The organism is Microcoleus sp. EPA2 (assembly GCA_020882975.1).
GTDB lineage: Bacteria > Cyanobacteriota > Cyanobacteriia > Cyanobacteriales > Microcoleaceae > Microcoleus.
Genome location: JAHRFD010000034.1, coordinates 21,141 through 47,851 on the forward strand (window position 1 = coordinate 21,141; position 26,711 = coordinate 47,851).

Annotated in this window: 17 protein-coding genes; 14 read left to right on the forward strand and 3 right to left on the reverse strand. The window is 43.3% G+C overall.

Going from position 1 to position 26,711, the window contains the following annotated elements; genetic code table 11:
- Positions 1-102 precede the first annotated feature (102 nt).
- Positions 103-1,728: a serine/threonine-protein kinase gene (locus tag AAFP14_RS22765; protein WP_341734469.1), complete on the reverse strand. Its 1,626-nt coding sequence runs from the start codon at positions 1,726-1,728 to the stop codon at positions 103-105.
- A gap of 550 nt (positions 1,729-2,278) precedes the next feature.
- Between AAFP14_RS22765 and pheT the strand changes: the two genes are divergently transcribed.
- A complete protein-coding gene (pheT, locus tag AAFP14_RS22770; RefSeq protein ID WP_341734470.1) occupies positions 2,279-4,726 on the forward strand; it encodes a phenylalanine--tRNA ligase subunit beta in 2,448 nt (815 codons plus the stop codon).
- Positions 4,727-5,008: 282 nt separating this feature from the next.
- On the opposite strand, the gene AAFP14_RS22775 is transcribed toward pheT, so the two are convergent.
- Complete coding sequence (locus AAFP14_RS22775; RefSeq protein WP_341734471.1) at positions 5,009-5,581, reverse strand: Uma2 family endonuclease; 573 nt, start codon at positions 5,579-5,581, stop codon at positions 5,009-5,011.
- Positions 5,582-5,738: 157 nt separating this feature from the next.
- Here AAFP14_RS22775 and AAFP14_RS22780 point away from each other — a divergent pair, with 157 nt between their 5' ends.
- The 10 genes from AAFP14_RS22780 (at position 5,739) to AAFP14_RS22825 (ending at position 22,621) form a co-directional block, all read left to right on the forward strand.
- The gene (locus AAFP14_RS22780; protein WP_341734472.1) at positions 5,739-6,176 is read left to right on the forward strand and encodes a DUF29 family protein; all 438 of its coding nucleotides are present in this window, start codon (positions 5,739-5,741) and stop codon (positions 6,174-6,176) included.
- Positions 6,177-6,198: 22 nt separating this feature from the next.
- Entirely contained in the window at positions 6,199-6,468 is a 270-nt protein-coding gene (locus tag AAFP14_RS22785) for a YciI family protein (protein ID WP_341734473.1), read from the forward strand.
- A gap of 126 nt (positions 6,469-6,594) precedes the next feature.
- Positions 6,595-9,615 (forward strand): hypothetical protein, encoded by a 3,021-nt coding sequence (locus AAFP14_RS22790; protein WP_341734474.1) that lies wholly within the window; start codon positions 6,595-6,597, stop codon positions 9,613-9,615.
- Entirely contained in the window at positions 9,612-13,235 is a 3,624-nt protein-coding gene (locus tag AAFP14_RS22795; RefSeq protein ID WP_341734475.1) for an ATP-binding protein, read from the forward strand. Before AAFP14_RS22790 ends, AAFP14_RS22795 begins: the two co-directional genes overlap by 4 nt.
- A gap of 23 nt (positions 13,236-13,258) precedes the next feature.
- Positions 13,259-16,273 carry a hypothetical protein gene (locus tag AAFP14_RS22800; RefSeq protein ID WP_341734476.1) on the forward strand — a complete coding sequence of 1,005 codons (3,015 nt, stop codon included), beginning with the start codon at positions 13,259-13,261 and terminating at the stop codon, positions 16,271-16,273.
- 231 nt (positions 16,274-16,504) lie between these two features.
- Positions 16,505-16,915 (forward strand): hypothetical protein, encoded by a 411-nt coding sequence (locus AAFP14_RS22805; protein WP_341734477.1) that lies wholly within the window; start codon positions 16,505-16,507, stop codon positions 16,913-16,915.
- A 57-nt stretch (positions 16,916-16,972) separates the two neighbouring features.
- Positions 16,973-18,238, forward strand: coding sequence for a S1 family peptidase (locus AAFP14_RS22810; protein WP_341734478.1), 1,266 nt, complete (start codon positions 16,973-16,975; stop codon positions 18,236-18,238).
- Positions 18,235-19,401 (forward strand): tetratricopeptide repeat protein, encoded by a 1,167-nt coding sequence (locus AAFP14_RS22815; RefSeq protein ID WP_341734479.1) that lies wholly within the window; start codon positions 18,235-18,237, stop codon positions 19,399-19,401. Before AAFP14_RS22810 ends, AAFP14_RS22815 begins: the two co-directional genes overlap by 4 nt.
- Positions 19,389-21,989 carry an ATP-binding protein gene (locus AAFP14_RS22820; protein WP_341734480.1) on the forward strand — a complete coding sequence of 867 codons (2,601 nt, stop codon included), beginning with the start codon at positions 19,389-19,391 and terminating at the stop codon, positions 21,987-21,989. Before AAFP14_RS22815 ends, AAFP14_RS22820 begins: the two co-directional genes overlap by 13 nt.
- 173 nt (positions 21,990-22,162) lie before the next feature.
- Complete coding sequence (locus AAFP14_RS22825) at positions 22,163-22,621, forward strand: peroxiredoxin (protein ID WP_341734481.1); 459 nt, start codon at positions 22,163-22,165, stop codon at positions 22,619-22,621.
- A 115-nt stretch (positions 22,622-22,736) separates the two neighbouring features.
- Here AAFP14_RS22825 and hpf read toward each other — a convergent pair whose 3' ends face one another.
- Complete coding sequence (gene hpf, locus AAFP14_RS22830) at positions 22,737-23,390, reverse strand: ribosome hibernation-promoting factor, HPF/YfiA family (RefSeq protein ID WP_341734482.1); 654 nt, start codon at positions 23,388-23,390, stop codon at positions 22,737-22,739.
- 150 nt (positions 23,391-23,540) lie between these two features.
- Here hpf and lipB point away from each other — a divergent pair, with 150 nt between their 5' ends.
- The 3 genes from lipB to AAFP14_RS22845 all read left to right on the forward strand — a co-directional run bounded on the left by lipB (position 23,541) and on the right by AAFP14_RS22845 (position 26,459).
- Positions 23,541-24,215, forward strand: a complete 675-nt coding sequence (gene lipB / locus AAFP14_RS22835; protein WP_341734483.1) for a lipoyl(octanoyl) transferase LipB — start codon at positions 23,541-23,543, stop codon at positions 24,213-24,215.
- Between the two features lie 51 nt (positions 24,216-24,266).
- A complete protein-coding gene (locus AAFP14_RS22840) occupies positions 24,267-25,667 on the forward strand; it encodes an FAD-dependent oxidoreductase (RefSeq protein ID WP_341734484.1) in 1,401 nt (466 codons plus the stop codon).
- A gap of 447 nt (positions 25,668-26,114) precedes the next feature.
- Positions 26,115-26,459: a hypothetical protein gene (locus AAFP14_RS22845; protein ID WP_341734485.1), complete on the forward strand. Its 345-nt coding sequence runs from the start codon at positions 26,115-26,117 to the stop codon at positions 26,457-26,459.
- Positions 26,460-26,711: the final 252 nt, after the last annotated feature.

Here is a 26,711-nt window from a genome sequence, read left to right on the forward strand (position 1 = left end):
ATTGGTTATTGGTTATTTTTTTTTAGTCTTTAGTTGTCAGTTTCAATTCCCAATTCCCAATTCCCAATTCCCAATTCCCAATTCCCAATAACCAATAACTTCTTAAAATCCAAAACCTCGCTTACCATCGGGTTTAATAGTCATCCAATTCGTCTTTGCCATTGCCAGTTGTTCTTCACTAACTGTAGCGTTAGTCAGATTCGCCCCCGACAAATTTGCCCCCCGCAAATTCGCCTTGCTCAAATAAGCCCCCGTCAAGTCCGCACCTCGGAAATCAGCCCCTTCAAAATTAGCCGTACTGCAATAAGCTTCAGTCAAATTAGCATCTCGCAAATTCGCCCCGATCAATCTCGCGTGACCCAAATTTGCCCCCGACAAATCTGCTGCTTGCAAATTGGTTTTCACCAGTTTTGCCTGATAAAAATTTCCCCCCGCCAACTGCGCTTTTTGTAGTTGCAGACCAGACAGTTCGCTGTCGGAAAAATCGCGCTTGCCTTTAAAATATGCCGATCGCACGCTGTTACTATCCCACTTGGGAGTGACTTTCGGTAACTTTGGCGCTGCTAAATTGCCACTAGAATGTCCCACTGTGCCGAAGGTTCTGCCGGACTCAGCCAGAGTGCGCGAAACTCTCGGCTGCATCCCCGTGTTCCCGGATGGATTTAGGGAACTTCTCCCGGCGGGCCCCGGCTTCGAGCCCCGATTCATTTTACTCTTGGAGGAAGGCCAGGAAGAACCCTCATCATTAAATATGGTCGGTTCTTCAACAGTGCCATTATTGCCGTTGAATTGAGTCGCCAAGCCATCGAGAAGAGTTGGGTCTTCAAATTGGCCATTCAGAGCTCGGAGGACATCTGCTGCTGATTGGAAGCGGTGTCCAACCATCGGTTTCAGCATTTTTTCCAGAATCCGCGCGAAACTGGCACTGAGGTGAACGTGATGCTGCCACACAATTTCGCCCGTGACTCCATCGAAATCTAAATCTTTGGGCGATTTTGCTGTCAGCAAGTACAGACAAGTCATGCCCAAGGCGTAGATATCGCTGGCAAATACTGGTCGCATTGCCATTTGTTCCGGCGGGGCAAAACTAAAGGTCCCCACGGAAAATTTGGTGTTGGCGCTTTGGTCGGTGGGGTCTAATAATATTGTTTGGCTGACTTGATCTTTGACTGCCCCGAAATCAATTAACACCAAGTGGTTGTCTTGAACTCGGCGAATAATATTCGCGGGTTTTATGTCCCGGTGAATTACTCCTTGGCTGTGGATATATTGCACTACCGGCAGAATTTCCAACAGAAAATTTTTCACATCTGATTCATTTAAACGACCCGATTGTTTGACTTCTTGTTTTAAAGTCGAGCCTTTAACATACTCTTGAACCAAAAAAAATTGTTGTTCTGCCTCAAAGTAATCTAGCAACCTGGGTACCTGGGGGTGATCGCCCAGTTTGCCTAGGGTTTTTGCCTCTCGCTTAAATAATTCCCGCGCCATTTCTAGAACTCGTGGCGACGTACTGCTTGGTCGCAGTTGCTTGACTACGCAACTCGGCTGACCGGGCAAAGATATATCTTTTGCCAGAAATGTTGCCCCAAATCCTCCTTGTCCTAACGGTTGAATTACTTGATACCGAGCACGCAGCAGCAATCGCGCACCGCAGGCCTGACACTGAACGATCGAGTCAGGTGGATTTTGAGGATGTGGACAGCCGGGATTTACGCAGTAGCTCATTTTGATTGACAGTGCCTATATTTTTCTCATCTAGTTCAGCGTCGATCGACTGTACAAATCACCGTTTTTTTACCATCTCGCTGCTGTGAGTTTTTTGAGTTGATTATCCTGGAAGATAGTTTAAAGGCTTGCTAAAGCTATCCTTTTTTGTGTAAAGTCTTTCTAAACTTAGGTAGTGTTTGCACTTTTCGATATCTCTAGCATACCTCATTCTCTGGCATGAGAATGTTACTCATCCGCCAATATCTATCTCACTTTGGGGAAATTTATCATTTTTTATGATATGTCGCTCAAAAACATTGACAATATTCAATAATTATGGTAATGAGAGCCGAGGATTGATTCAGGGGCTACACAGTTATCCAACGGTATTCGCCAGAAGGTAGAATGCAGAAGGCATTAGTCATGAGACATCTCCTATAATTATTGTGGAACAGGCATCCTGTCTGTTCAAAACTGGCTTGTTGCCAGATGTCTATTAGGTATGCGTCAGAAATTTTGATAATTCCTAGGGACTAATGACTAAGAACTAATGACTACTAACTAAACTATGCGTATTTCTCTAAATTGGCTGCGGGAATTGGTGGATGTGGCGATCGCCCCGGAAGAACTAGCCGAAACTCTGACCATGGCCGGATTTGAAGTAGAAGAGATCGAAGACCGACGTACTTGGGCAGAGGGCGTGGTTTTGGGCAAAATAGTGGCGATCGAACAACATCCCAATGCAGACAAGTTGAGAGTTTGTCAAGTAGATGTCGGCCAACCAGAAGCTTTAAATATTGTTTGCGGCGCCCCCAACGCTAGGGCAGACATTTACGTGCCCGTCGCTGTAGTAGGGACTTTTTTATCTCAGATAGATTTAAAAATTAAACCCGCGAAATTGCGGGGCGTTCCCTCCGCAGGCATGATTTGTTCCTTAGCAGAATTGGGACTATCCAAAGAATCGGCAGGAATTCATATCTTTGACTTAGAAAACCCGGAATTGGGCAGTGATATTCGCCCGCTTTTAGGTTTAGATGATGTCATTTTAGACTTGACAGCAACGGCGAATCGTGCTGATGCTTTGAGTATGGTGGGTGTGGCGCGGGAAGTGGCGGCGCTGACAGGGGCAAAGTTGAGAATTCCCGCAGCAGCAGATGTGGCAATTCAGGCAACAGACAGCCCTAATTTAACAGTAGAAATATCGGAGTCAGAAGGCTGCCCGATTTACACCGGGACGGCAATTACAGGAGTTAAAATTGCACCGTCTCCAGCTTGGTTGCAGCAGCGGTTGCAGGCGGCGGGAGTGCGGCCGATTAATAATGTAGTTGACGTCACTAATTACATTTTACTGGAATGGGGTCAGCCCTTGCACGCCTTCGATCGCGATCGCCTGCAATCCTTCACCGGCAATGCTGATATCAACATCGGTGTCCGGTTTGCCAAAACAGGCGAATCCTTCAAAACCTTGGACGGACAAAACCGCAATTTGCGATCGCAAAATTTGCTAATTACTGCTAGCGACAAACCCGTAGCTTTAGCTGGTGTCATGGGCGGCGAAGACACCGAAGTGCACGACGGCACCCAAAACTTAATCTTAGAAGCAGCAATTTTTGACCAAGCCACAATTCGCCGTTCAGCGCGCGCTCAAGGCCTGCGCAGCGAGTCTTCGATCCGCTACGAACGGGGAGTGAATCAAGCAGCCTTGGCGACAGCTTGCAACCGCGCCCTATCCCTAATTTTGGAGTTGGCCGGAGGCGTTGCTACAGCCCAGAAAACGGCCACTTCTGGTGGGGATGATGTGAGTTTTTCGCGGACTCTAGAATTACGTTTAGACCGCGTAAATCTAGTTTTAGGCAAATTGAAAAGAGGCCAAACAGATGGTTCTGAATATTTGGAACCAGAAGAAGTAAAAAACATTCTCACAGCTTTGGGCTGTGAAGTAGTTCCGGCCCAGAAAGAACGGGTATTGACAGTGGCAGTTCCACCTTACCGCTACCGGGATTTAGAAAGAGAAATTGATTTAATTGAAGAAGTTGCCAGACTGCACGGCTACGACAATTTCTGCGAGACTTTACCCAGCAAAACGGAACCAGGTTATCTGTCACCAGAATACGCGGCGATGCGGAATGTGCGATCGGCTTTTCGGGCAGCCGGTTTGACAGAATTGATGCACTATTCTTTAGTGAAAACTGAGGGAGAAGATCAGGTGGTTTTAGCAAATCCCCTGTTTGTCGAGTATTCAGCTTTACGGACGGAAATGCTGTCTGGTTTGATAGATGCTTTCGCCTACAATTTAGAGCAAGGAAACGGCGCACTCAACGGTTTTGAAATCGGTCGCATTTTCTGGAAAGAAGGGGATGCCATGAAAGAAGCAGACACAGTTGCGGGGATTATTGGAGGCGATCCAATTGTGTGGAAATGGCAACAATCTGGGCGCGATCGCCCTTTGACTTGGTTTGAGGCCAAAGGTATTCTAGAAAGTACATTTCAACAGTTGGGTTTGGTAGTCGAATATGCTAGTGATTCCTCTAATTCTCGCTTGCATCCAGGGCGCACGGCTGCATTATCCTTAAACGGGAAACCTTTGGGGATTTTTGGACAGTTACACCCGCAATTGCAGCAAGAAAAAGATTTGCCAGAGCAGGTTTATGTGTTTCAATTAGATTTGGCAGTGCTGGTAGCTAATTTGGAGCGATCGCACAAGGCCCCTAGCAAATTCACCAGTTATTCCAGTTTCCCCGCTTCTGACAGAGACATTGCATTTTTCGCACCCATTGAAATTCCCGTTGTCGATATGCAAAGTGCCATGAAAAAAGCCGCCGGCAACTTACTGGATTCGGTAGAATTGTTCGACGAATATCGTGGCGACAACGTGCCGGCGGGCCAACGAAGTTTAGCTTTTCGGTTAGTATATCGCGCAGGCGATCGAACCTTAAGCGACACCGATGTCGAACCAGCCCAACAAAAAGTGCGCGAGGTTTTAGTCGAGAAATTCGGCGTTAGTTTAAGAAGCTAAAATAGGCCATCAGTCGGCACTGTCAGCCGCCAGGGAATGAATTCCCTGGCTGATAGCTAAAGTCCTCTAAAGAGGACTAACAGAACTTACACATTACAAGGTAAATTTGTCATTCTCAGCGAAGTGAAGAATCTCAAATCCTTGCAACAAAATCGTCGAAATTGCATAAGCCCTAACTAATAAACTATTCAGTCCTCTTGAGAGGAATTCAGCTTTGAGACAGGGGTTTCAACCCCTGTCGGACTGTCGGACTGTCGGATTACCGGACTCAGGGAAAAAGCGTTAAATTGACACCAATGGCCGCAACATATCCCGAACCATAAACGAAATATCAGGAAATTGCAAACTAGAAATACTAGCATCGTCCCCAAGAACTACTATACTTTGATAACCATCCTGACTAGGTTCTCGGAATACATGAAGTTGCCGATTATTAACATCCAAAACCCAATAATCTGTAATCCCTGACTGAGCATAAATTGTCGCTTTAATCCCCAAATCTGTCCTCAGCGTAGTATCAGCAACCTCAATAATCAGATAAACTTCAGAAGGAGTTGGATGACGGTCTTCATAGTAAAGTGGATCTCGCACCAGCAAAGCAATATCTGGTTCAGGTTCCGAGTAATTATTTAACCGCACAGGATCTTGTACACTTACCAATACCAACCTTCCTAAACGGTTCTGCAATAAATCTACAGTCCGTTTTACCCCTGCACCGTGTGCTGTTCCTTTTGCTGCCATCTTAACTATCTGTCCAGCCAATAATTCAACTCGTTCATCTTCCTCAAGAATCCCAATTTCCGCCATTAATTGATATTCTTGAACCGTCAACAGCCGAATGTCTAATAAAGTCATAGCTTGCTCCTCTATGAATTTAGTAATATTATAATATGTTTTTTTCCTTAGCCTGCAAAACTTCTTGAACCCACGCAGGTGAATTGTGTTTCTGTAGGCGTGGTTTGCGACCCATCGCTCCTAGTATAATATATTAAATAGCGATCGTATCAAACTTATGGAAGAATTAATGGAGTTGAAGGAGTTGCTACATCGAGGTAAGGTTGCGGAGGCTCTAGTGTTGGTGGAAGAATTAGAAGAAATGAGTAAGTCCGACAAGCTTAACAAAATTTTCAGTTATGGCATTATTGTGCTACTGCATCTGATTAAAAAAGTTGCTGAAAACCGTACTACTAAGTCTTGGGAAACTTCGATTTTTAATTCAATTAAGCAAATTCAACGCACCAACAAGCGACATAAAGCGAAAGGCACTTATCTCACGGAAGAGGAATTAGTCGAGACTTTGGAGGATGCCTATGAATCTGCGTTGAAGTCGGCGGCTTTAGAAGCTTTTGAAGGAATCTATGATGTCGAAGAAATTGCCAAGATGGTGAACCGAGATGATATTATGAAAATGGCGATCGCATTGATTGTGGATAAACAGCCTGAAATTTAGATTTTTTGAGAGATTGACAGATATGACTAAATATGTGATGTGGGGAAGTTACTGCGAAGATGTCCTAGAAAAACGTGCTCCGTTTCGAGACGCTCATTTAGCCGGATTGGCCAAGCAGAAGGAATCGGGTGTGTTAAGTACGATCGGACCTACCAAAGATTTAACCAAAGTTTTTGCAATTTACGAAGCAGAAGATGAGGCGCAGGTGAGACAATTGGTAGAATCCGATCCTTATTGGGTAAATGGGATTTGGACTGAATACAACGTGAAAGAGTGGATTCAAGCTTTTTGAACCTCTATGGAATTTAGGAATGATTTCGCAAGTCGGTACAAAAATAAATTGACTTGACTAATAAATCAATGTGGGCTATGATAGCCGAATTGCATAAGTTGTCAAGCGGTGCGAGGAGGTTGCAGAGTGAATACCCTAAGAACGGCAGACGGGGATTTAGTTGCGGTTGACTGTGGCGACTTACTGGCAAAGATTCTCGAAGTTTTAGGAAATCCGCAGACTCAGAATCCTTTTAGAATACATGGTAATGGCGATCGCTTACTCATCGACATAGACAGCATCGCCGAAGCAGTCGCAGGTTTGGGAGTAGAAAATCCCTTAGGTGCTTCCGAACGCGGTGCTCGTACCGCCACAGTCAACTTTACTCCCGGCTTCAAAGAACGTTTTCCTAGTCAAATCACCCAAATCAAAAATAGTTTAAAAACTCGACTGGAATCCGCAATTAAGCAACAAAATCCACAGCTTGCGATCGAACAGTTTGTCGCTAGCTTAATTACAGATTTGGAAGATTTTAAAAATACCTACGCCAAGTTAGACTTTAGCTATCCCTTTGGCAAATATTCCGGGTTGCAAAAGCAGCGATTGAGTATCACAAAAAATCCTAGCAGCAAAGAACTCCTAAAATTTCATAAACTCACTATCACCGTTGGTAAAACCAGCACATTTAATACCGAACTAAGACAAGGTTTAGAAAATTATATCAAATCTCAGTTTGCTAGCGCTAGTGAGGACGATCGCGAAGATTTAGATTTCATTCTTCAAGATTTAGAAGCAGATCCCAAATCAGACTTTTACAAGCTCAAAGAAATTGTAGATACCGAAACTATTGGCAAACTCAAAAAACAAGCACAGATATGTTATTTAGAATTTCTGGAAGAGAACATTAGCGGAAGCAATAACCCATCAAATGCCGAGGGTCTAATTTATTTGAAAGTCCTCATCCGGCGTCTCAAACAGATTGATGAATATATAGTCAAAAATGCCGATGGCGATTACTTAGTCAACTATGCGGGAACAGACTTAAACTATGCAGATGCTTTTGCTCGTGCTGAAGCTTTTGATATGTTGCCAATTATCCCCAAAATAGAAGGATATTTAGGAGAAACCAAAGACGAAAACAAAGGAGATATTCAGTTTGTTTTTGGACTCAAGCTTAAGTTTAATAACCCAGTGCAAGCCAATGGTGGCAAAACAGTCTTTGAGTATTATCTCAATCTACTTGACCCAGAAAATGAGGAACATCAAGCCGAACTTAATAACCCTGCTAGGAAAGAAATTTTTGCTAGAAAGCTATTGAAATTAGTATTGTTGTACTACTTTGTTTTTGCTGGAAAAGACACGTCAGCAAAAGATTATACAGTCAATTCAGACTTAGAATACGATCCAATTCCAGGATTTGAGGAAAAAGTATTAAAAATATTCAAAGGTTCTGATGCAGCAGCGAAAAAAAGAGTTTTACAAGACATCAAAAAAGATTTTGAACAATATAATGTTTCCTCTAAGATAGACAGTCTCAAGAATCTTCTACAAAAAATCCTGAAACACAAGCATTCACCGAAAGAATTTCCGCTTCACATTTCGGTCAGAAAAAGCATTTTAGAGCAAAGTATTGACAAAATTTCTACAAACTCTACATTTTTTCAGCCTGTTTTCGGAATAAAAGAGAAAAAAGCATTAAAATATATAGCGATTGGTCAAGCAAAGGCTAGTGAAAATTCCCTATGTACTCTGACAGCTAAAATTGAAATTAGTGATGTTCATTATTTTGCCACTGATGACCTGCAAAGCTTCAGCATGGAGTATGATATCACAGGCGTGAAATCTCTACCAGTGTTGTTCATGCCAAAAGAGCAACTATCCAGAACAACCTACGATCGCCTATTTATTAAACGAAAAATAGTTGCTTTTCCCTACAGTCTAGCCAGCAACAAATGGGATAATAAAAAAAGTTTTTTGTATCGGTTTACATTCGATTTACTTGCCTATACTTGCCTCAAACTGTTGTTGGAAAAACAGAGTAGATTATTCATTCCCATCCTGCGGCTGCAACTGAGCAATCAACAGTCAGATTCACCCGTAGAAGAGTTCATGCGTTCTTTATCTAAAAGGTTATCGCATTTACTAAATGAAGAACATCGGTCTAATTCTCAGGGTATAGATATCAGAAACACAGAATACAAAGCTCCCAATGTAATGAGTTCTCTGTATTCTGTGTTGCCTAAAAAGTTTACCTTTGCCAACGAGTCAGATGCTCCAAAAGAATTGGACAAACTCGCTATAGTTATAGTTTCCAGTCGCGAGAGTGATGCTAGGTGGAATAGCAACCAAAAGCTATCGAATTTGCAAGGAGAAATTGTCGGTGCAATTCGTCAAAAAGATGGCTCTGTCAGGCTACAATTGCTCAAAACATTCTCTGAAACCTACGAACACGAACAGATGTTTAAAGAACCTACAGTAGTGCGGGATGAAATAGGGAAAGTTTACAAATTGGGATTCAGGCATTTTCTCTACATAGCCAAGGCTCCCTATTCTAGTACCTTGCACATGACACAAAAAGAAGATGCTTTATTTTTCATGTCGAAAGATGTGATTAAATATTTTAAAGAAAACTATGATGACATCAAAATTTACCCGATGTTTTTTGACAAATACTATGCAGTTAAACTGTCAGAAAGATTGGGAGTAAATTCTTTATACATTCAGGATACACTGGAGTTAACCGCTTTAGTCAAAGACCCCAGCAAACGCTCTGTGGTATTTTTTAATTTGTTTAATGGATTAGTAGTCGGATCAGAAGCAGAACGTAATTATAGGGGTGTAATTTCCTATGCCACCTTGTTAAATATTTATCAAGATATACTGGATGATGAACATATCCATCAAGGATTGATTTCTAATACTCAATTAAAAAATGACATTTTGCAGTATTTGACCTTGTTCCACTTTTCTCGCTACGAAAAAGCAACTGGTAAAAACGCTCAAATTAGTTTTAAATTAGACCCCTACGAAAACCTGATAGGAGATCAATCTGTAGGTAAACTATCTCTCTACAAGCATATGGGAGGAGTCGCAGAGTTTAATGCTTTAGCATTTTTGACTAAAGTTAAAGAAGTTTTAAATGCACCAACAGGAGGCGCGCAGTCATGAAATCTAAAATAGCAGAAGATTTGGGGCGTTTGTTTGAAGTTGGGTTTAATATTGGCATTCTTGCTTGTATCAAAGAGAAGCAAATTAAGCATAAGTTTGGAAACTTGTACCTCCAGGAATTGCAGCAGCTAGAGTTTCCGAAGATGCTGAGGAAAATTACTGATAAAATAACCAGTCCTCTGGAAAGAAAGATGGCTGAAAAATGGAGCGTATTTTTCCTACAAAAAGGCTTTCTATCAGGTTTAAACTTTTTTCGAGAATACCTGGAATCTACAGGTTGGAATGAGCCAAATAAACTACGATGTTTGGAAATTTTATATTACCAATCCAGTTTTTGTGATGAGAGCAGTATTGGCACTTACGCTAAAGGTTATGAACAGTGGTGTGGAGAAGTTTTATCTCAATTTGACCAGATTGAAAATATTGCTCAATATATTGGACGTTACAAAGAGAAAGGCGAGTTTCTGAGAGCTGACACTCTAATATTACTGCGATATGGTAGGCAATTTAGGATTCTGTGTGTAGATTTGTCGGTGTTTTCGATGAGGACATCTGAGGATGTTACGGATCTAAACTATTTAGAGATTATCAGGCGTTCGTTGAGACGAGATATGAACTATTTGCGATCGAAAAGTGTGTTTTCTCAACTCCGTATTGATACTGAAAGTTGTGATGTTGAGTTTTCGGAAGGTTTGAAGGGTTACTTTACTGCTTTTAAGTATGATGACAAGGAGAGTGCTAAGTTAATTCAAGCTGGCGGATATGCTCATAGTTTTTATGAATTCCTCCGAGAGACGGGGATACTTGCCGATGATTCGCGGGTGATATTTAATGCGGTGGGATATAGCGATCGCGGAATTAGCGCTATGTCTGTCCGTCCCGAAAATTTAGATGTTTTGAAAGCTTGTCACCTGATTTACAAGCATGATTCAAGTCCTCAAGAAATCGTCCATGCTCGCGAGCTAGTTTTAAATAAAATCAAGCGGAGTGCTTGTCGCAGTTTCGATCGTGGCAAAGTGTTTGTTGATTCTTTGTTAGCAATGTCGCCAGATAAAATCAATGTTGTACGTCACACAGAGCGGCTTGAGGGTTTTGTCAACTCGGTGGGAATTGTGCCGGATGAATTGATGCAGCAGTTGGGATTGAGGGGAACCGTGAAACTCCGCGATGCTCATGCTCAACTGATTGAAAAAGCCCTCGAATCTGCTGCTACTTATATATTTTTGACTGGAAATCCGGGTATTGGGAAGACAACTGCGATCGCCAATTTTCTCACAGATCATGTAAACGATGGATTTCTGTTCTTTTATGTCAGTCCGAGGAAACAGGTGAATCTAGATATTATCGACAAGTTCAAAAAACCTGGTACTGACGATTTATGGAACGATAAAATATTAGCAATTAATACCTATAGCGATTTAATTAAAGATAGCGGTCATAAATGTACTGTCCAGTATCTCTCGAATCAGCGTCATGGAGAGTTTCGATTGCAGACTGTTAAGTTTCAAGATAGCAGAGAAACTAAGCGTCAAAATAGGCGATCGGACCGACTCAAGAGACAAACAGAAAATGTAATTGAAGATAGTGGACGAAATGCTAAGGGCGTACTTAACAGCATTTGTGAAGCCATTTCTACCCTAATCGATACTCATCATTCTAACAATATTGTCGCTACTGTTTCTATCCAATCTTTAAAAAAAAACGATGCGGGCGACACGTTAAAACATTTTGAGAAAATTTTTAGGAATGCTTACATCGCCAGAGAAAATAGGGTTATTCCCGATCGCATGAAAGACATCTCCAGTCGGATCAAGCATTTATTTATCATGATCGATGAGATTACGGGAGACGAAGGAGGTGTCGAATTCTTAAACGGCATCAACGAGATCCTAGGCAGGTATGAATTGAAAAATAATGCTCACGGGTTTAATACCAAGGTGATTGTTGCAGATGCTTCTATCGTGGACAAGGCTGTAATTAGCCAACACTTAAGCGATACCTCTGCTGAACCGGATAAAATCTATTTTCGGAAAGCCAAAAATCCAGGTTTACCTCTGTCAGTCGAGCATTTTAAGTTTAAGGAAACTGACGCGACTGTTATCAACACTAACTCATATCCTGCTAAAAGTTTAAGCATGACATACAAAGTTTTCATTGAATCTTGTAAATTCAATGAAGATGATTTCCTAGGGCGAGAGACTGATTTAAACAAGACAATACAAGGCGAAATTTTACAGGATATAGAAAATCTGTTACAACGCTCTGATGTAGAACAAGTGATAGTTTATATTCAAGATAAACAAAAGCTGGGTAATTTGATAGACAAGATTAGAGAACATCGAGGTGAGTTTGAAAAGGGAACAGATTATATAGAAATACACGCTAATATTGGTGAGGAGGAAAAAGAGTTAGTTCAAAAATGGAAAAAAGATGCGAAAGTAGTATTTATGACTGCTTCAGGTAGTCGCGGGCTATCTTTTCCCAAGGCTAAACACATTTTGGTTGAGATTCCGAGGTTTGAAATAGAGAAAAACCTGATGGAATTGATTCAAGTAATTTATCGGGGACGGGGAAAGGATGAGATTGATAATCAAGATAAAGAATTGATTTTCTATTTGGGCGATAGGGTAGTGTATTTTGAAGATAATAAAGAGATATCGATACAGGAAAGTAAATTGAGTCTTTTAAATATTTTGTTGATTTTGAAAGCATCTATAATGACGCGAATTTATGGTTGCGGGCAAATTGGTTCAGATAAGTTTATCATCATACCCATCGGCGGTAAGTCTGTGTTTGCTGCTGGTGAAACATTCTCATCCCAAATGAAAAACTTAATAGACAAGTTAAAGAGCGAGCACAGGAAGAATAGGAGCGATCGGCGTTTACCACAAGTCTATAATAGTCTAGAAGATTTGCTCGGTCAAGCTGATTTTACACTGAGAGAGAATGTTGAGTCTAATAGTAAATTCCAGACTTCGTATCTTTCGCAGCGCGATTTCTTTAACAATGAATTTTCTAAGTTAGTAAGTGAAGGTTTCGATAAGTTATTGAACCTTAATAACTTGGAATTGGGATATATGAGTGGCGGTTTGTTAGTTGTACCGATTGCATTGCAAACTTTGGAGGAAACCTACATTATGCCTCTGGTGAAAATAGCCAAAAATGCTAATAGTGAACTTTGGCATAATATGCAGATAATTAGTTATGGTAGTGCTTATTCAGAGACTTTACAATTTGCGATTAAAGATGCCATGGAGTTAGTAAAAGAACTGACAAACTCTGTTGACAAAACACAAAGATTTGAGCAAAGCAGCCAGCGAAAGGATCGGTATTATGCCTTGCCATTGTTTGCGTTTATTGCTGGGGAAGTATTCAGGGAATATTTTGCTAGTAACCCGGAAGAACAGAAATATCAAGATTTTAGAAATATCTTGACTCAATACATTCAAGCGCTGTATCCTGTTGGTAATGTTTTGCCTATAGGAGATAAATATCAAGATTTCCCGTTTGTTGTGTTTAGAAGCTACAGCTTAGAACAGATTAGGGCAAAGATATTTACCGATAAGTATATTTTGAGTTCCAATGAGTTGAATGTACTCAATTTGGTTTTGTCTAAGTAAATATGAAATCGGGGGTTGACAGAGTGAACGTTTTAAGATTAGATGATAGCAATTTAGTCACGGTAGATTATGGCGATTTGCTGGACAAGATTTTAGAAGTTGTGCAGGAAAATAACCCGTTTAGCATTTCGGGCGATCGCAAACGCTTGCTAATAGATATTGATACAGTTGCTAATCAAGTCGCTACTTGTAAAGAAGTACAAAATTCTTTGGGTAATTGTGAAAATCAAGCAGATTCTGCGACTGTGAATTTTTTGCCAGAAGTTGAGGTGCGCTTTCGGAGTCAAGTTAGGGAAATAGAGGCTTGTTTGCGCCAACAATTACAATCTGCTTTGGGAGATAATGTTACAGTTGACAAGTTTGTAGTTAATTTAATCAGTCCGCTAGAGTCTTTTAAAGGTAAGGGAACTCAGTTAGGTTTAAAGTATGATTTTGATAATTGCTATGAGGATTTGCAAAAACAGAAGCTGAGTCTGGAATACTTGGATTCTGATTGTGATTCGCTGCTGAAGTTTCATAAAGTAACTCTCTATGTCCGCAATGTAGATATTTTTCAAGAAGAGTTGAAAGCTGGCTTAAAGAGTTATATTTCTGAAAATACTGGGAATCAAGAGGAGAAGCAAGAACTTAATTTCCTGCTTGATGAAATGGTTAAAAATGAAACTTCTGATTTTAACCGACTGTTACGAGTTGTGGATCGGGAAACTCTGGGACAACTGAAAAAAGAAGCGAAAATTACTTACTTGGAATATCTTTTAGAAAATATTGATTCAACTACGGAAAATAGGCGCGGTTTGATTTATCTCCAAGATTTAATCCGCCGTCTGAGGTTAATAGAAGGATATATCAGCGATACCAATAAGCCTGATGGTGATTACTTGGTTAGCTATCAAGGAACTCAGGTTAATTATAGAGATATGTTTTCGCGATCGGAAGCTTTCGATTATTTGCCTATCGTTCCGATTATAGCAGGTAGTCTAGGAGAAACTACGGATGATGCTGGGGGCGATCGCCAATTTATTTTTGGCTTTAAACTCAAGTTTGGCAATCCTGTTCAATCGCGGGGAGGCGATCGGGTATTCGATTACTATCTTAATTTGTTAAATCCCGACAGCGAGGAACATATCGCCGCCTTGGAGGAACCAGCTAATCATGAAACTTTCTTCCGCAAGGTATTAAAAACAGCATTTTTATATCACTTTGTCTTTGCCTCATCTCAAAACCCGCTAGCAGCCAATTACAACCCAGAAGTCGAACTAGAATACGATCCTATCGCAGGATTTGAGCGAGTAGTTTTGCCGATATTACAAAGTTCTAACGAAGCCAATAAAAAACAGCTTTTCCGAAATTTTCTCAAGCGTTTTCAAGAAATTAATGTCAACTGCAAAATCAACTGTCTCAAGCAATTGCTGCAAAAATTAATCTTAGATAAAACTATTTTATCACCTCGAACAGAATCGCGGAAGATTCTGCTCAAAAGAGGTCTGCTTGAAAATATAGATCGTACTTTGACAACCGGAAAATTTTTCAAGGAGGTGGTGGGGCACAATCCGAAGCAAACACTTCAATATATTTCGGTGGCAAAACCGAATGTTAATCAAAGAGCAATTTGTCAATTACCTGTCAATATTAATATTGAAGATATTCGTTATTTTCCAACTGATGAATCCCAAACTTTTAGCATGGAATACAATATCCAAGGTATCCAGACATTACCAGTATTTTGGATTCCTAAAACCGATCGCTCTAGAGATGTTTTTTATAAAAACTTTCAGAATAAATCCGTCGTTTTTCCCTACAACAACCGCCGCTTAGACAGCAAAGGAGGATTGAAAGCACAAGCAGCTTTTGTTTACAAGTTTGCTGTCTCGCTGATGTCATATATTGCCCTGGGAATCTTGTTACGAAAATTACCCAATAATTTATTTGTGCCGATGGTAAGACTTCACGAAGGCTACCATGAAAATCCTTCGCCTTCGGAAAAGTTTATGGCATATCTTTCTAAAGTATTATCTCACATTTTGAGCGAAAAACACCGATCGAATTCCCAAGGATTTCGCATTCTGGGTGACAAGTATCATTTGACAGCCAAAAATGGTTTGAGTTCCTTGTATTCAATCCTGCCCAAAAAGTTTCGATTTAACAATGTAAAGTTATCTCCAGAATTGGATAATTTAGCGATTATTGCAGTATCCACTAGGGATAGCGATGCGAAAAATGGTGGGAGGCGCGATCGCAGAAAAACCTGCTTGTTTGGCGAAGTAACCGGAATCAGGCGCTACGAAGATGGTACTATTCAGGTGGGAATGCTGAAAACTTTTTCAGAAAACTATAGCCTTCAGCATCTTTATACTCAGCCTTTAATTCTGGGAGATATTGTCAGTCAGTTATATAATCGAGGCTATCGAAATTTTTTATATATGTCTCAAGCACCTTATATGAGTACGCTGCATATTACTCAAAATGATGAAGATGATAAATTGTTTTTTATGTCGAAAGATATCATCCGAGTTTTGAAAGGAGAGCGGGAAGATGTTAGAATTTATCCGGTTTTTTTTGATAAATACTATGTACATAGTCCCAAACAGCATCGGGGAGAATCTTTTTATATTCAAGATATAGCCGAACTTGCAGAGTTGTTTACGGATAGGAGGAAACAAGCTGCGGTATTTTTCAATTTGTTTAACGGGATTAAAGTGGAGCAAGGAGATAAGAACTTTTATAATGGAGTGATTTCCTATTCGACGCTGTTGAATATTTATGAAGGTATTCTTGACGATGAAGATATTCGCCAAGGTTTGATTTATAATGGTACAATGAAAGATACTTTGCTGCACTATTTGACAATATTTCACTTTTCTCGGTACGAAGCTCGTCAAAAAATCAGTCTCAAGTTAGATCCGTTCGATCGCATTATTGGTAATGACTCAGTTGGTGCTTTATCTGAATTCAGTCATGCGGGGAGTAGTGCTATTTTTAATTCTCTGGCATTTTTGAATAAAGTAAGAGAAGTTTTAAATAAGGGCGATAGAGATTAAGACAATGAAGGAGGTTTTCGTGTTCAGGTGCTATCGCCTTGTAGTCGGCGCAGTATCATCGCTTTAACACACCCGATCGCAGATATCCTCCACCCGCACTCGCAGAAAAGCTGATACTGAAATTCGTACAACATATATTCTGTATTCTGGAGAATAACTTGCAACTTGTCCGTCTATCCAGTATAATGCCCTAGATATATAGAGAAAGTTAGTGTAATTGATAAGACAAAAATGGCGGAAGTAACCATAGATTTAGGCGAATGTGGCGAAATCCTGGTCGAGTCCTCAAGTGAAGTTGGTTTATCTACTCTTGACGACGATGGTACAGAAAAAACCGGATTTGGCGATACGCTCCGCCAAACTGGGGGGAAACTGAAGGTAGAGGCGGCAAAACTGCTTAAGTTGCCACTGAAGGGATTAGCAAAACTCTTTATCGCTTCCATTCCTGAATCCTCAGCCCATGACTTGTATGAGATAGACCAGTTCTCGGTTGAGTTCAATCTGGGCATTAAAAGCGAGGCGGGAACGAATGCCGGGGCCGTAGCCAAAATTATGCCAGAAGGCGCGTTCAAGTGTACTTATACCTGGAAGCGCAAGCCAACGCCGCCTGCATCAGGGTCGAATACTCCGACGACACCCTAATGAATTGAATCAAGTTATTTGGATATGTGAATACCCTTTTAAGCTGTGGGGAAAGCTGTGCCCGAACAAGACGTAAAACGAATTGAGCAGTATATCCGCAATGCCACTGTCAAGATCTACATCAATGGCAGCTTTACGGGGACGGGCTTTTTCATCTCCCCGGAAGGCTATGTGTTGACGGCTTACCACTGTGTTGACTTTGAGGCGGGAAAGATCGAACTGGCGACCCCCTTTGATGGCAAAGTTGTGGCTCAATTGCAGCCGGAAAAGTCTTTACCTGCATACGATCTGGCGATTCTAAAAACCAACCACCAGCCAAGTCACTGCATACCCTTGGGAAAAATTACACAGGATCGGGTGTCGGATGGAGTAGTCACCATTGGCTACCCCGCCAGTCACCTTGCTTCCAATCAGGAGGTGGGAACCTACAAGGGTTATATTTCCCGGTGGCGAGACGACGATCGGGTGGAGTTATCTGATGCCATCAAAGGCAAGGGACAAAGTGGCGGATCGGTTTATCACTATGGCACGGGGCGCGTCATCGGGGTGGTAACGGATCGCTACAAGGAAGGGACGATGGTGGATTCGGGGTTGACGACGCGACTGGATCGCTTGTTTGCCAAGTGGCCCGAACTGCTGGATCTCAACCAAGCTACAGCGGAACTATGGGATAGACGGTTGCAGGCGTTGCAACGGAAGGACTCCAAGCATCCAATTGTGTTTGTCATGCTGCCGGAAAATGGGGAAATGGCTCCGTTACGAGCGGCATTGAAAGCGATTTTTGAAGAGCAGTGGGGCTGTCAGGTGTTGACCGTGCAGGATCGGCACTATGGCGACAGCACTCTGGGGAATTTGCGTACCCACTTAGAACAGGCCGCAGTGTTTGTGGCAGATGTGAGCGGGGCTGACCCGGAAGTGATGTTTATGTTGGGGGCGGGGCAGTTTGCCTTGAGCCAAGTGCCGATGGTGTTGTTGACTCAGACACCGGGACGATTGCCTGCACCGCTTCAGGGGCGGGTAGTGGTGAGTTATGACGGGGCGGTGACTGACCTGGTAGACCCACTGGAGGAACGTTTGAGCAAGATCGAACCGTTGCAGCAGGTACTCAACGAGCTGGGGCGAGAACACTTTCTTTCGATGAGTCGGCTGCAAACCTTGAGCCGCTTGACCCTGGGCGAGAAAACCTGGCAGCGATTGCAGGAACGCTACCCTACTCAGGAGGCATGGCAAGGAGCAAGTAGCGCGGTGGTAGCGAGTCTGCTGGGGGCAGAGGCAGATTTGGCGGGGGTCTTGCTAAAGCGGGTACAGGAGGTGGCGGGATGAGTCGTTTTCAGGATATTTACGATGAAGCCGCTGAACTGTACAAAAAAGACCGTAGATACGATGCGGCGGTTACGTTTGAGCAGGCGCGAAGGATTGCCAAGGAATATCTGATGCCAGCAGAGGCGGCAGAGGCGGGGGTATGGGCGGCAATCAGTTGGGCTGATGCTGGTAATCCGATTAAGGCTTACAGTCTGCTGATGGAGATTCTTAGTACCGCAGAGGATGATCTAGAACCGCTAGATCAATGGCGAGCAAAAAAGTGGGCTTCGCACATTTCTGTCTATTTCTTCCCCGAACTGGAGAGAATGCAACAGCGTTTAGAAACTCTGACTCAGCTTCAGCAGGAATATTCCATATTTCCGATCGCCGATGTCCATGAACTCACGGGAAATTTGCTTGAGCATCAGGGACAATTGCAAGCGGCCCTGACCGAGTACGAGCTAGCCTGGACAACCTACGATGACTTAGGTTATGTGAAGCATGAGAAGGCAAACCAGGCAGCCTGGTGCAACCTCCGTCTCGGCAACCTAGCTGCCGCCCAGCGCTGGTGCGACCTACTGGGCGAAACCGAAACCGAGTCGCCCAGCAGTCGCATCAGTTGGTACACCCTGCAAGCCAACCTAGCCCTCTATCGCGGTGACTATGCCAAAGCCGAAGCCCACGCCACCACCGCTGAAGAAAAGCAGGAGATGGTGCAGCGCGGTGCCGGTGGAACCTTCCCGATTCGCGTTCGCACTCTACTGCTGCAACCCGACCTAGGCGACCCCGCCTACCCCCGCCATCCCGCCCGGTTTCGCCTGCGCCAACCCTTCCGGGGCAAACCCGATGTGTTTGAGATTTATAATCGCGCTTTGTTGGTAGCCGACTATCGCCTCGCCTGCGTCCGCTACTGCCTGGGCGTTCCCCCCGTCGATGACGATTGGTATCAGCAACCCCAGCAACTCCCCACCCACTTACCCGCTGATTTTCAATTATCTGATTTCCAGCGACGGATACAGCTTGCCCGTCGTGCCATCCGCCGCGCTCTCAAACGAGCTGTCTATCTAGACGGTTGTTTCCAGTGTCACTGGCGACAGGCTGAAGTCCAACAACGGCAAACCCGTTTGGATGAAATCGTCAACGCTACCCAATCACTACTCGGAGGTTCCCCATGCTCGAAATGAAGTTTGACTTTGACGGGTTAATTCAACTCCTCGCCAAGAACCTCTACAGCCAGAAGCACGTCTTCATCCGCGAACTGATCCAAAACTCCCACGATGCAATTGTTCGCCGCCGCGCCATTGATGGCGACACCTACAGTGGCAAAATCAGCATCGAAGCCCGCCCTGACGATTTGAAATTCATCGTCCGCGACACGGGCATTGGCATGAGCCAAGAAGACTTGATTGAATACCTCTCAACCGTGGGCAAGGGCGCAACCCGCGTCGCCCGTCAAGAACAGCAAACCGAGGGCTTGATCGGGCTATTTGGCATTGGTTTTCTGTCTGCCTTTGTGGTTGCCAGTCGCGTGGAAGTCAAAACTCGCCACCTGAGAGAAGCCAAAGGCTGGATTTGGCAAAATTCTGGTAATAAGGATTACACGATCGATCCCTGTGAAATAGAGCAACCCGGAACCACCGTCACCGTCTTCCTCAAAGGGGAAGAAGAAAAAGGTGTAATCCACAAAGAAGAAGTGGAAAAAGTGATTCGCCGCTACGCCGATTTCCTGCGGGTTCCCATTCACCTCAACGGTAGCAGCGAACCAGTCAACATCATGCGAATGCCCTGGGAACGAGCTGGCATTAGTCAAGATGACTTTGAACTAGACACTCGAGTTTATCTCGAAAGAACCATGCGAGATAGTGTGCTAGAGGTCATTCCAGTTCAGTTACCTGAAATCAAGGTTTCTGGAGTTCTCTACATCACCCGTACTCGCACCATTCAGCGCTCCATTCCTCGCGCTATGCGCTTGCTTGTGAACCGGATGTTTATTTGCGAAAAAGAAGCCGAATTAGTTCCCGAATGGGCGCAGTTTGTAAATGGCGTAATTTGTGTCCAAGATGGTTTACTGACCCTAACCGCTGCTCGCGATAACTTTATTCGAGATGAAAACCTCAAAAAGCTACAAGTAGAGTTGGGAGATTTAATCGTTCGCCACATGGAAAAGCTGGCTAAAGATAAGCCCCAGCGTTTTTCAGAGATTCTGCGCTATCACGACTGGAGTATTAAAGCCGCTTGCCATTATTACGATGAGTTTTTTGATAAATTTGCTGACTTGCTGGAATGGCGCACTAACAAAGGAGTTCCCACTACCTATGCTGGAGACTTCAAGCCTGAATGGCGCACGTTGCCAGAGATTCTAAAATTATTGCCCAACCCAGAGAATAAACCTCAGTCATTGCCGTATGTCAGCAGCCATAGTGCAGCCAACCAGTATTTCCAAATGGCTGATGCGGCAAAAACTTTAGTGGTTGATGCTGGCTATCCGTTTGAGGAAGAGTTAATTAAAGCTTACGCTAAACGGGCGGATGGCAAAATTAAGCTGGTGGCAGTCGATCGCGAAGACGATCCTAATGTCTTCCAAGAATTACAAGAGCAATCTGACATTAAACTGAAACTGCTAGCTGAGTATATGTCTCAGGTGATTCGGCCGGGTGGTACCGGTAGAGTTCGTGCAGATGTCCGATACTTCGAGCCTCAAGACTTGACTGCCTTAATTCGATCTACAGAGGCAAGTTCTGGAGAGATGAAAGCTCGTGAAATCATCAACGATCCAAATTCATCTTCAGATTTGCGAGAGATGGCACAAGAAATGTTACGGATGTCTCACAACTCCTCGATGCGTTTAGTGCTTAATGCTAGTAATCCAATGATACGCCTGCTAGCACAGCAGAATTTTGAGAACCCTGATGTCCTGAATATTATTCGAGGTATTTACAACAGTGCCATCCTTTATAACCAAGAATTGATGACCCCACAAAATGCTCGGATTTTTTATGAGCAGTATCAAGAATTGACGAGCCGCAGTCTCGATTACATCATGCAGCAAGAGGATTTGAAAAGCCAAACTGAAACCCTAGAGAAAGAACGGGAAGCTATCCGCAAACGCGACCAAAAAGGTGAAGAACCCAAGCATCTCATTTTCTTTTTAATGACTCCCCTTGCTGAAGCCTATCAAGCTTTCATCGAAACCGTTCGTGACGTGATTGAAAACCGTTTTGGTTGCCAACTTTTCGTTGCGAATGACAGACAATATAAAGACACTGTAATCGACAACGTGCGTTCTCACATGGATCAAGCCCATGCCTTTATCGCCGAAGTCACCGATGCCAATCCCAACGTGATGTTTGAACTCGGTGCCGCCCGCTTCGACCTGCGAGAACGCCCCATTGTCTTAATGCGAAAAAACAGCCAACAAGAACTTCCTGCCGACCTGCACGGGCGCATTTATGTTAATTATGCAGACAAGGCAAGTCAAGAGCTAGCAGATTATTTAGATACCCAACTCCGCGCCGACCAAAGAATTAAGTCCCTTCTGGAGAAGAAAGGCCGCGAGCGATATATTTCTCCTAAATTCCTCAAAGACGTTTCTCGTTTTCCTTACATCGAAGCGAAATTCTGGCAAGATTTAGCTGACCTTTACCCAACAAAAGAAGCATGGCATCAGGCTTCTGAAGATAAAATTAAGACTCTATTGGGCAGAGAGAATCAGGATTTGGCTAAGGTAGTTTTGACTCGAATTCAAGAAGGCATTGCAGGAGTACAGCAATGATAAATTGTTGATTTCCATCCAAAAATTTTTGCTTTCAAGTCATCCCTACCGATATTTTCATAGAAGCTAGTATTTTTGGCTAATTATATCTTTTACAAAGAGGATGCAGAGGCATAGAATAGAGAGATGTTCGCAAAACATACCTGTTGGATTTAGTTTTTTAACCAAAAAATATGACAGTCAAAGTAGGAGATATCGCGCCGGATTTCACCTTAACCTCGCAAACTGGCTCATCGGTCAGCCTCAAAGATTTTCGGGGTCAAAAAAATGTTATCGTTTACTTCTATCCCAAAGACGACACACCCGGATGTACCGCAGAAGCTTGCGCTTTTCGTGATAGTTATCAAGTTTTTCAAGACGCCGGTGCAGAAGTAATTGGGATTAGCGATGATTCCCAGCAGTCTCACCAGAAATTCGCCACTAAATATCAGTTACCTTTTACATTATTGAGCGATACTGGTAATAAAGTTAGGCAATTATATGGCGTTCCTGCTACACTGTGGATTATGCCCGGTCGAGTAACTTATGTGATTGATAAACAAGGTGTTGTCAAGCATATTTTTGACTCGATGTTGGATTTTAAAGCCCACGTTGCAGAGTCTCTCAAAACTTTGGAAGGTATTAAAAGTTAGATATGATTGGATCGGAATGATTTAACCGCAGAGAGCGCAGAGAACACAGAGGAAGAGAAGAGGTAGAGTAAGACAAAGAGAGGAGTTGAGTCCTCTCTTTGCTATTAGCAATTATCTAACCTTTCGCGGCAACTGATTTTTCAGGTGCAGCGTTGTGGGCAGTTTTGCCATTTTTACCATTAGTATGACCGTTGGCATTCCGAGGTTGAATTACTCCATAGCCACCGTGACTTTTGCGTTCGTAGAGCACGTTGATTTCGTTAGTTTCGGCATTGCGGAACATATAAAAATCGTGGTCGATAATCTGCAATTGTTCTAAAGCTTCTTGCACAGTCATCGGAGGCATGGCAAAATACTTAGTCCGTACCACCTCGGCTGGAAGTTCGGGAGTGCGATCGCCTATCAAATCCACAACCACAGGAAGTTCATCGACCACAGCTACGGTTTTAGCATTGGTAGTGGTTTTGTTGTCCTGACGTTTTTCCTTAAATTTCCTCAGTTGGCGAGCTATTTTGTCGGCAACTAAATCTATACTGGCATAGAGGCTTTCCGTACTTTCTTCAGCCCGAATTACGCTGCCATTAGCATAAATTGTCACCTCAGCAGTCTGCTTAGGATTAATCCTGGGGTTACGAGCCACCGATAGATGTATGTCCACTTCTGTAGTCAAACTTTGAAAATGGCTAACCGCCTTTTCCACTTTTTGATTGACGTACTCGCGAATCGCATCGGTGATTTCTATATTTTTACCCTGGATAACAAGCTTCATAGAGCTCCCTCCCTTCTCTAACGTGGGTATAGTTTATACAATAGCACTTTGTATTCTACAAAACACTCATCTTGAAAATCTTTTTAATCTGTTGACAATTCTTAATTTTAACTAGGTATATTTTCAGTAAAAACACTCTTGATTTTTTTCATGATTTTCCCTTCTTTTCCTCAAGATCTACATTCTCCATCCTGCTTGCTCCTTGACTGGGGACAAGTACCCTACTCCCAAGCTTGGGAAGCTCAGCAACAACTGGTGCAAGAGCGCCGCGATAATCCAGATTTGCCCGATGTGCTGATTTTGCTGGAACATCCGCCTGTGTACACCTTGGGACAGGGGGCGAAACTGGAATTTCTGAAATTTGACGGCGAAACTGCGCCGGAATTGCACCGAGTCGAGCGAGGCGGTGAGGTGACTTACCATTGTCCAGGTCAGTTGGTGGGCTATCCGATTTTGAATTTGCGCCGTCACCAGCAGGATTTGCACTGGTATTTGCGACAGTTGGAGGAGGTGCTGCTGAGGGTGCTGGCTGTTTTGGGGCTTTCGGGTGAGCGGGTGCCGGGGATGACTGGGGTTTGGGTTGATGGGTACAAAGTAGCTGCGATCGGGATTAAGGTTAGTCGCTGGATTACTATGCACGGTTTTGCTTTAAATGTTTGCCCGGATTTGGCTGGTTTTGGGCAAATTGTACCTTGCGGGATTCCCGATAAGCCTGTGGGGAGTTTGGAGCAGTTTATTCCTGGAATTGAGGTCGATCGGGTTCGGGCGATCGTGGTGGCGGAGTTTGCACAAGTATTTGGGGTGGAATTTATGCCAGATGTCTAATATATTTAAATCAAAAACCCTCGTCAGTCTCAACTTGAAAAAATAGAAATCATGGCAAATTCAGCTTTGGGTCATCATGCGGTAGTCATTGGCGGAAGCATAGCCGGACTCTTGACAGCTAGAGTTTTGACTGATTATTTTGAACAGGTGACAATCATTGAACGAGACCGCTTCCCTCTTCAACCACAACCTCGCAGGGGCATTCCTCAAGGCACTCAACTTCATATGTTGCTGAGCCGAGGTCGTCAAATCATCGAAGATTTGTTTCCAGGCATAGAAGCAGAATTAATCGCTCAAGGAGCCGTAGCGGTGGATATGGGAAGCGATGTGAAATGGCTCAACCCTTTTGGCTGGAATACTCGTTTCCCCTCTGGATTTACATTGCTTTCTTTTACCCGCCACATTTTGGATTGGTTAATTTACCGTAGATTAGCACGAGTAAGTCACCTTCATTTCCTGGAGGAAGCTTATGTAACTCAACTGATTTCCACTCCTGATGGAACTAGCATTGCTGGAGTGAGATTCCGCCAAAGTCAGCAAAACGGAGAGACTCAAGAGCAAACCTTGCTCGCTGATTTGGTGGTGGATGCCAGTGGCTATAGTTCGCAAGCCCCCAAATGGTTGAAAGCATTGGGCTATGAGATGCCAAAGGAAACAGTGATTACAGCGGGCATGGGATATACCGGTCGTATATATGAGATTCCCGCAGGATTTCAATCTGATTGGAAAGCCGTGTATCTGCAAGCCTCTCCACCCGAACGCACTTCGATGGCTGTCCTGTTCCCCATTGAAAATAACTGTTGGATTCTGGGGTTCTGTGGCACTTTACCCCACCGCCCCTCAAAAGATGAAGCTGCCCTTTTGGAGGCGATCGAGCACTTACCCAGCCCGATCATTTACAACGCTATTAAGCACGCAAAACCTTCTACACCGATTGAAATTTACAATTCTCCCGGCAATCGGTTATGCCACTACGAAACTCTGAAGCGACAGCCGGAAAGGTTTGTGGTTTTAGGAGATGCTGTTTGTTCGTTCACACCCATTTATGCTCAAGGCATGACTGTAGCAGCATTGGGAGTCAAGGCCTTAGAAGCGTGCTTGGCAAAAATTGCCCGACAGCCCTCACCTAGCCTCACTGGATTAGCAAAAACATTTCAGAAACAACTGGCAAAAATTAATGCTGAACCTTGGATTACCGCTACGACTCAAGATGCTAAATACCCTACCATTCAAGGTATGACCAAAGCTCATAGTGTCCCGGAAAAGTTGATGGGATGGTACATGAACCAAGTCATTCATTTAACTGTGCGCGATCCTCAAACTACACTCAGTTTTTTGCAAGTTTTGCATATGTTGAAATCTACTACCACACTATTTCAACCTCGCATTCTGTTGCAGGTATTAAAGCAGGTACTGGCGAATCAATTGAAACCACATCAACCAAAGACGTGATTGACTGCGGTATGAATCTCGAATATCCTGTCTTGGTCAATTCTGCGTAAAAGTTGGCAGTTGAAGCCAAGGGTTTGATATCAAGTCCGGTAGCATCTGAATTATTAAGACCTCTATTTTCTCCCTCTGTGTCCTCTGTGTTCTCTGCGGTTAAATCATTCCGATACAACCAGAAACAATATAACTGATACCAATTTCATAAACTAGCGCGACATAACTACCCCCCCAACCCCCCCTTACTAAGGGGGGGCTTTGAACGGCATCTGTAGCAAATATTTATGAAATTGGTATGATAGAATTAGCGATCTAATAGGGGATCGGAGGCTTCTCTAACCTGAGACAGAAGCAAGACCGATGTAGAAATACGTCCTAAGAGTTTTGCGATCCCCGCTAGCATTAGGTAGGATTCTTGTTAGTTAATCGCACTCGGCTCAGGAGAAAAAATTTATGGCAGATATGTCCGGTCAAGACCCCTCGGAAATTAAAATGGCGACGGTTGATGAAGAACAAAAAGGCGCAACGTTTAGCGGTACTGTCATACTTGCTATCGATGTCGAGGGTGGGGAAGTCGTTTTCTTCAGAGACTTTTTGATTGAAGATTATCAAGGCGAACTTACCGCTTATCTGGCAACAGATGGCAATATAACCAAAAGCATTGATTTAGGTCAGCTTAAGCATAACAGCCACACCTTTAAGCTGCCAATTCCGCTGGGGACGGATACATCACCATACAATACAGTGGTGCTGCGCGACGAAAAAAGCAAGAAAAAAGTTCTGACGATCCATCTGTAAAAATTGTATATCTACCTGTATACCCTATAGGTCTGGATTAAGGGATATCCATTTCGCTACCGCACTCTAACCTAGGTGCATCCCAATGTTGGAGGGCTCTGGCATTAGGGCAGATAGTTTATTGGTTTTGACACTCTCAGGTCTAAAGACGCTGAGATTCTTAAGAAATTTCGTTCTTAATATCCTGATTGCTCAGGTTCCCAAACTCACCACGTTTGCCTGTCCGGCGTGGTGATATCTTTTGGGCGTTTA

What these genes read in the sequence shown, in the direction of transcription:
- AAFP14_RS22820 (WP_341734480.1), top strand. Translation starts at nt 19,389, where the DNA reads ATGCTCGAAATGAAGTTTGACTTTGACGGGTTAATTCAACTCCTCGCC.
- pheT (WP_341734470.1), top strand. Translation starts at nt 2,279, where the DNA reads ATGCGTATTTCTCTAAATTGGCTGCGGGAATTGGTGGATGTGGCGATC.
- AAFP14_RS22765 (WP_341734469.1), bottom strand. Translation starts at nt 1,728, where the DNA reads ATGAGCTACTGCGTAAATCCCGGCTGTCCACATCCTCAAAATCCACCT.
- lipB (WP_341734483.1), top strand. Translation starts at nt 23,541, where the DNA reads ATGATTTTCCCTTCTTTTCCTCAAGATCTACATTCTCCATCCTGCTTG.
- hpf (WP_341734482.1), bottom strand. Translation starts at nt 23,390, where the DNA reads ATGAAGCTTGTTATCCAGGGTAAAAATATAGAAATCACCGATGCGATT.
- AAFP14_RS22775 (WP_341734471.1), bottom strand. Translation starts at nt 5,581, where the DNA reads ATGACTTTATTAGACATTCGGCTGTTGACGGTTCAAGAATATCAATTA.
- AAFP14_RS22815 (WP_341734479.1), top strand. Translation starts at nt 18,235, where the DNA reads ATGAGTCGTTTTCAGGATATTTACGATGAAGCCGCTGAACTGTACAAA.
- AAFP14_RS22845 (WP_341734485.1), top strand. Translation starts at nt 26,115, where the DNA reads ATGGCAGATATGTCCGGTCAAGACCCCTCGGAAATTAAAATGGCGACG.
- AAFP14_RS22840 (WP_341734484.1), top strand. Translation starts at nt 24,267, where the DNA reads ATGGCAAATTCAGCTTTGGGTCATCATGCGGTAGTCATTGGCGGAAGC.
- AAFP14_RS22805 (WP_341734477.1), top strand. Translation starts at nt 16,505, where the DNA reads ATGGCGGAAGTAACCATAGATTTAGGCGAATGTGGCGAAATCCTGGTC.
- AAFP14_RS22795 (WP_341734475.1), top strand. Translation starts at nt 9,612, where the DNA reads ATGAAATCTAAAATAGCAGAAGATTTGGGGCGTTTGTTTGAAGTTGGG.
- AAFP14_RS22785 (WP_341734473.1), top strand. Translation starts at nt 6,199, where the DNA reads ATGACTAAATATGTGATGTGGGGAAGTTACTGCGAAGATGTCCTAGAA.
- AAFP14_RS22825 (WP_341734481.1), top strand. Translation starts at nt 22,163, where the DNA reads ATGACAGTCAAAGTAGGAGATATCGCGCCGGATTTCACCTTAACCTCG.
- AAFP14_RS22780 (WP_341734472.1), top strand. Translation starts at nt 5,739, where the DNA reads ATGGAAGAATTAATGGAGTTGAAGGAGTTGCTACATCGAGGTAAGGTT.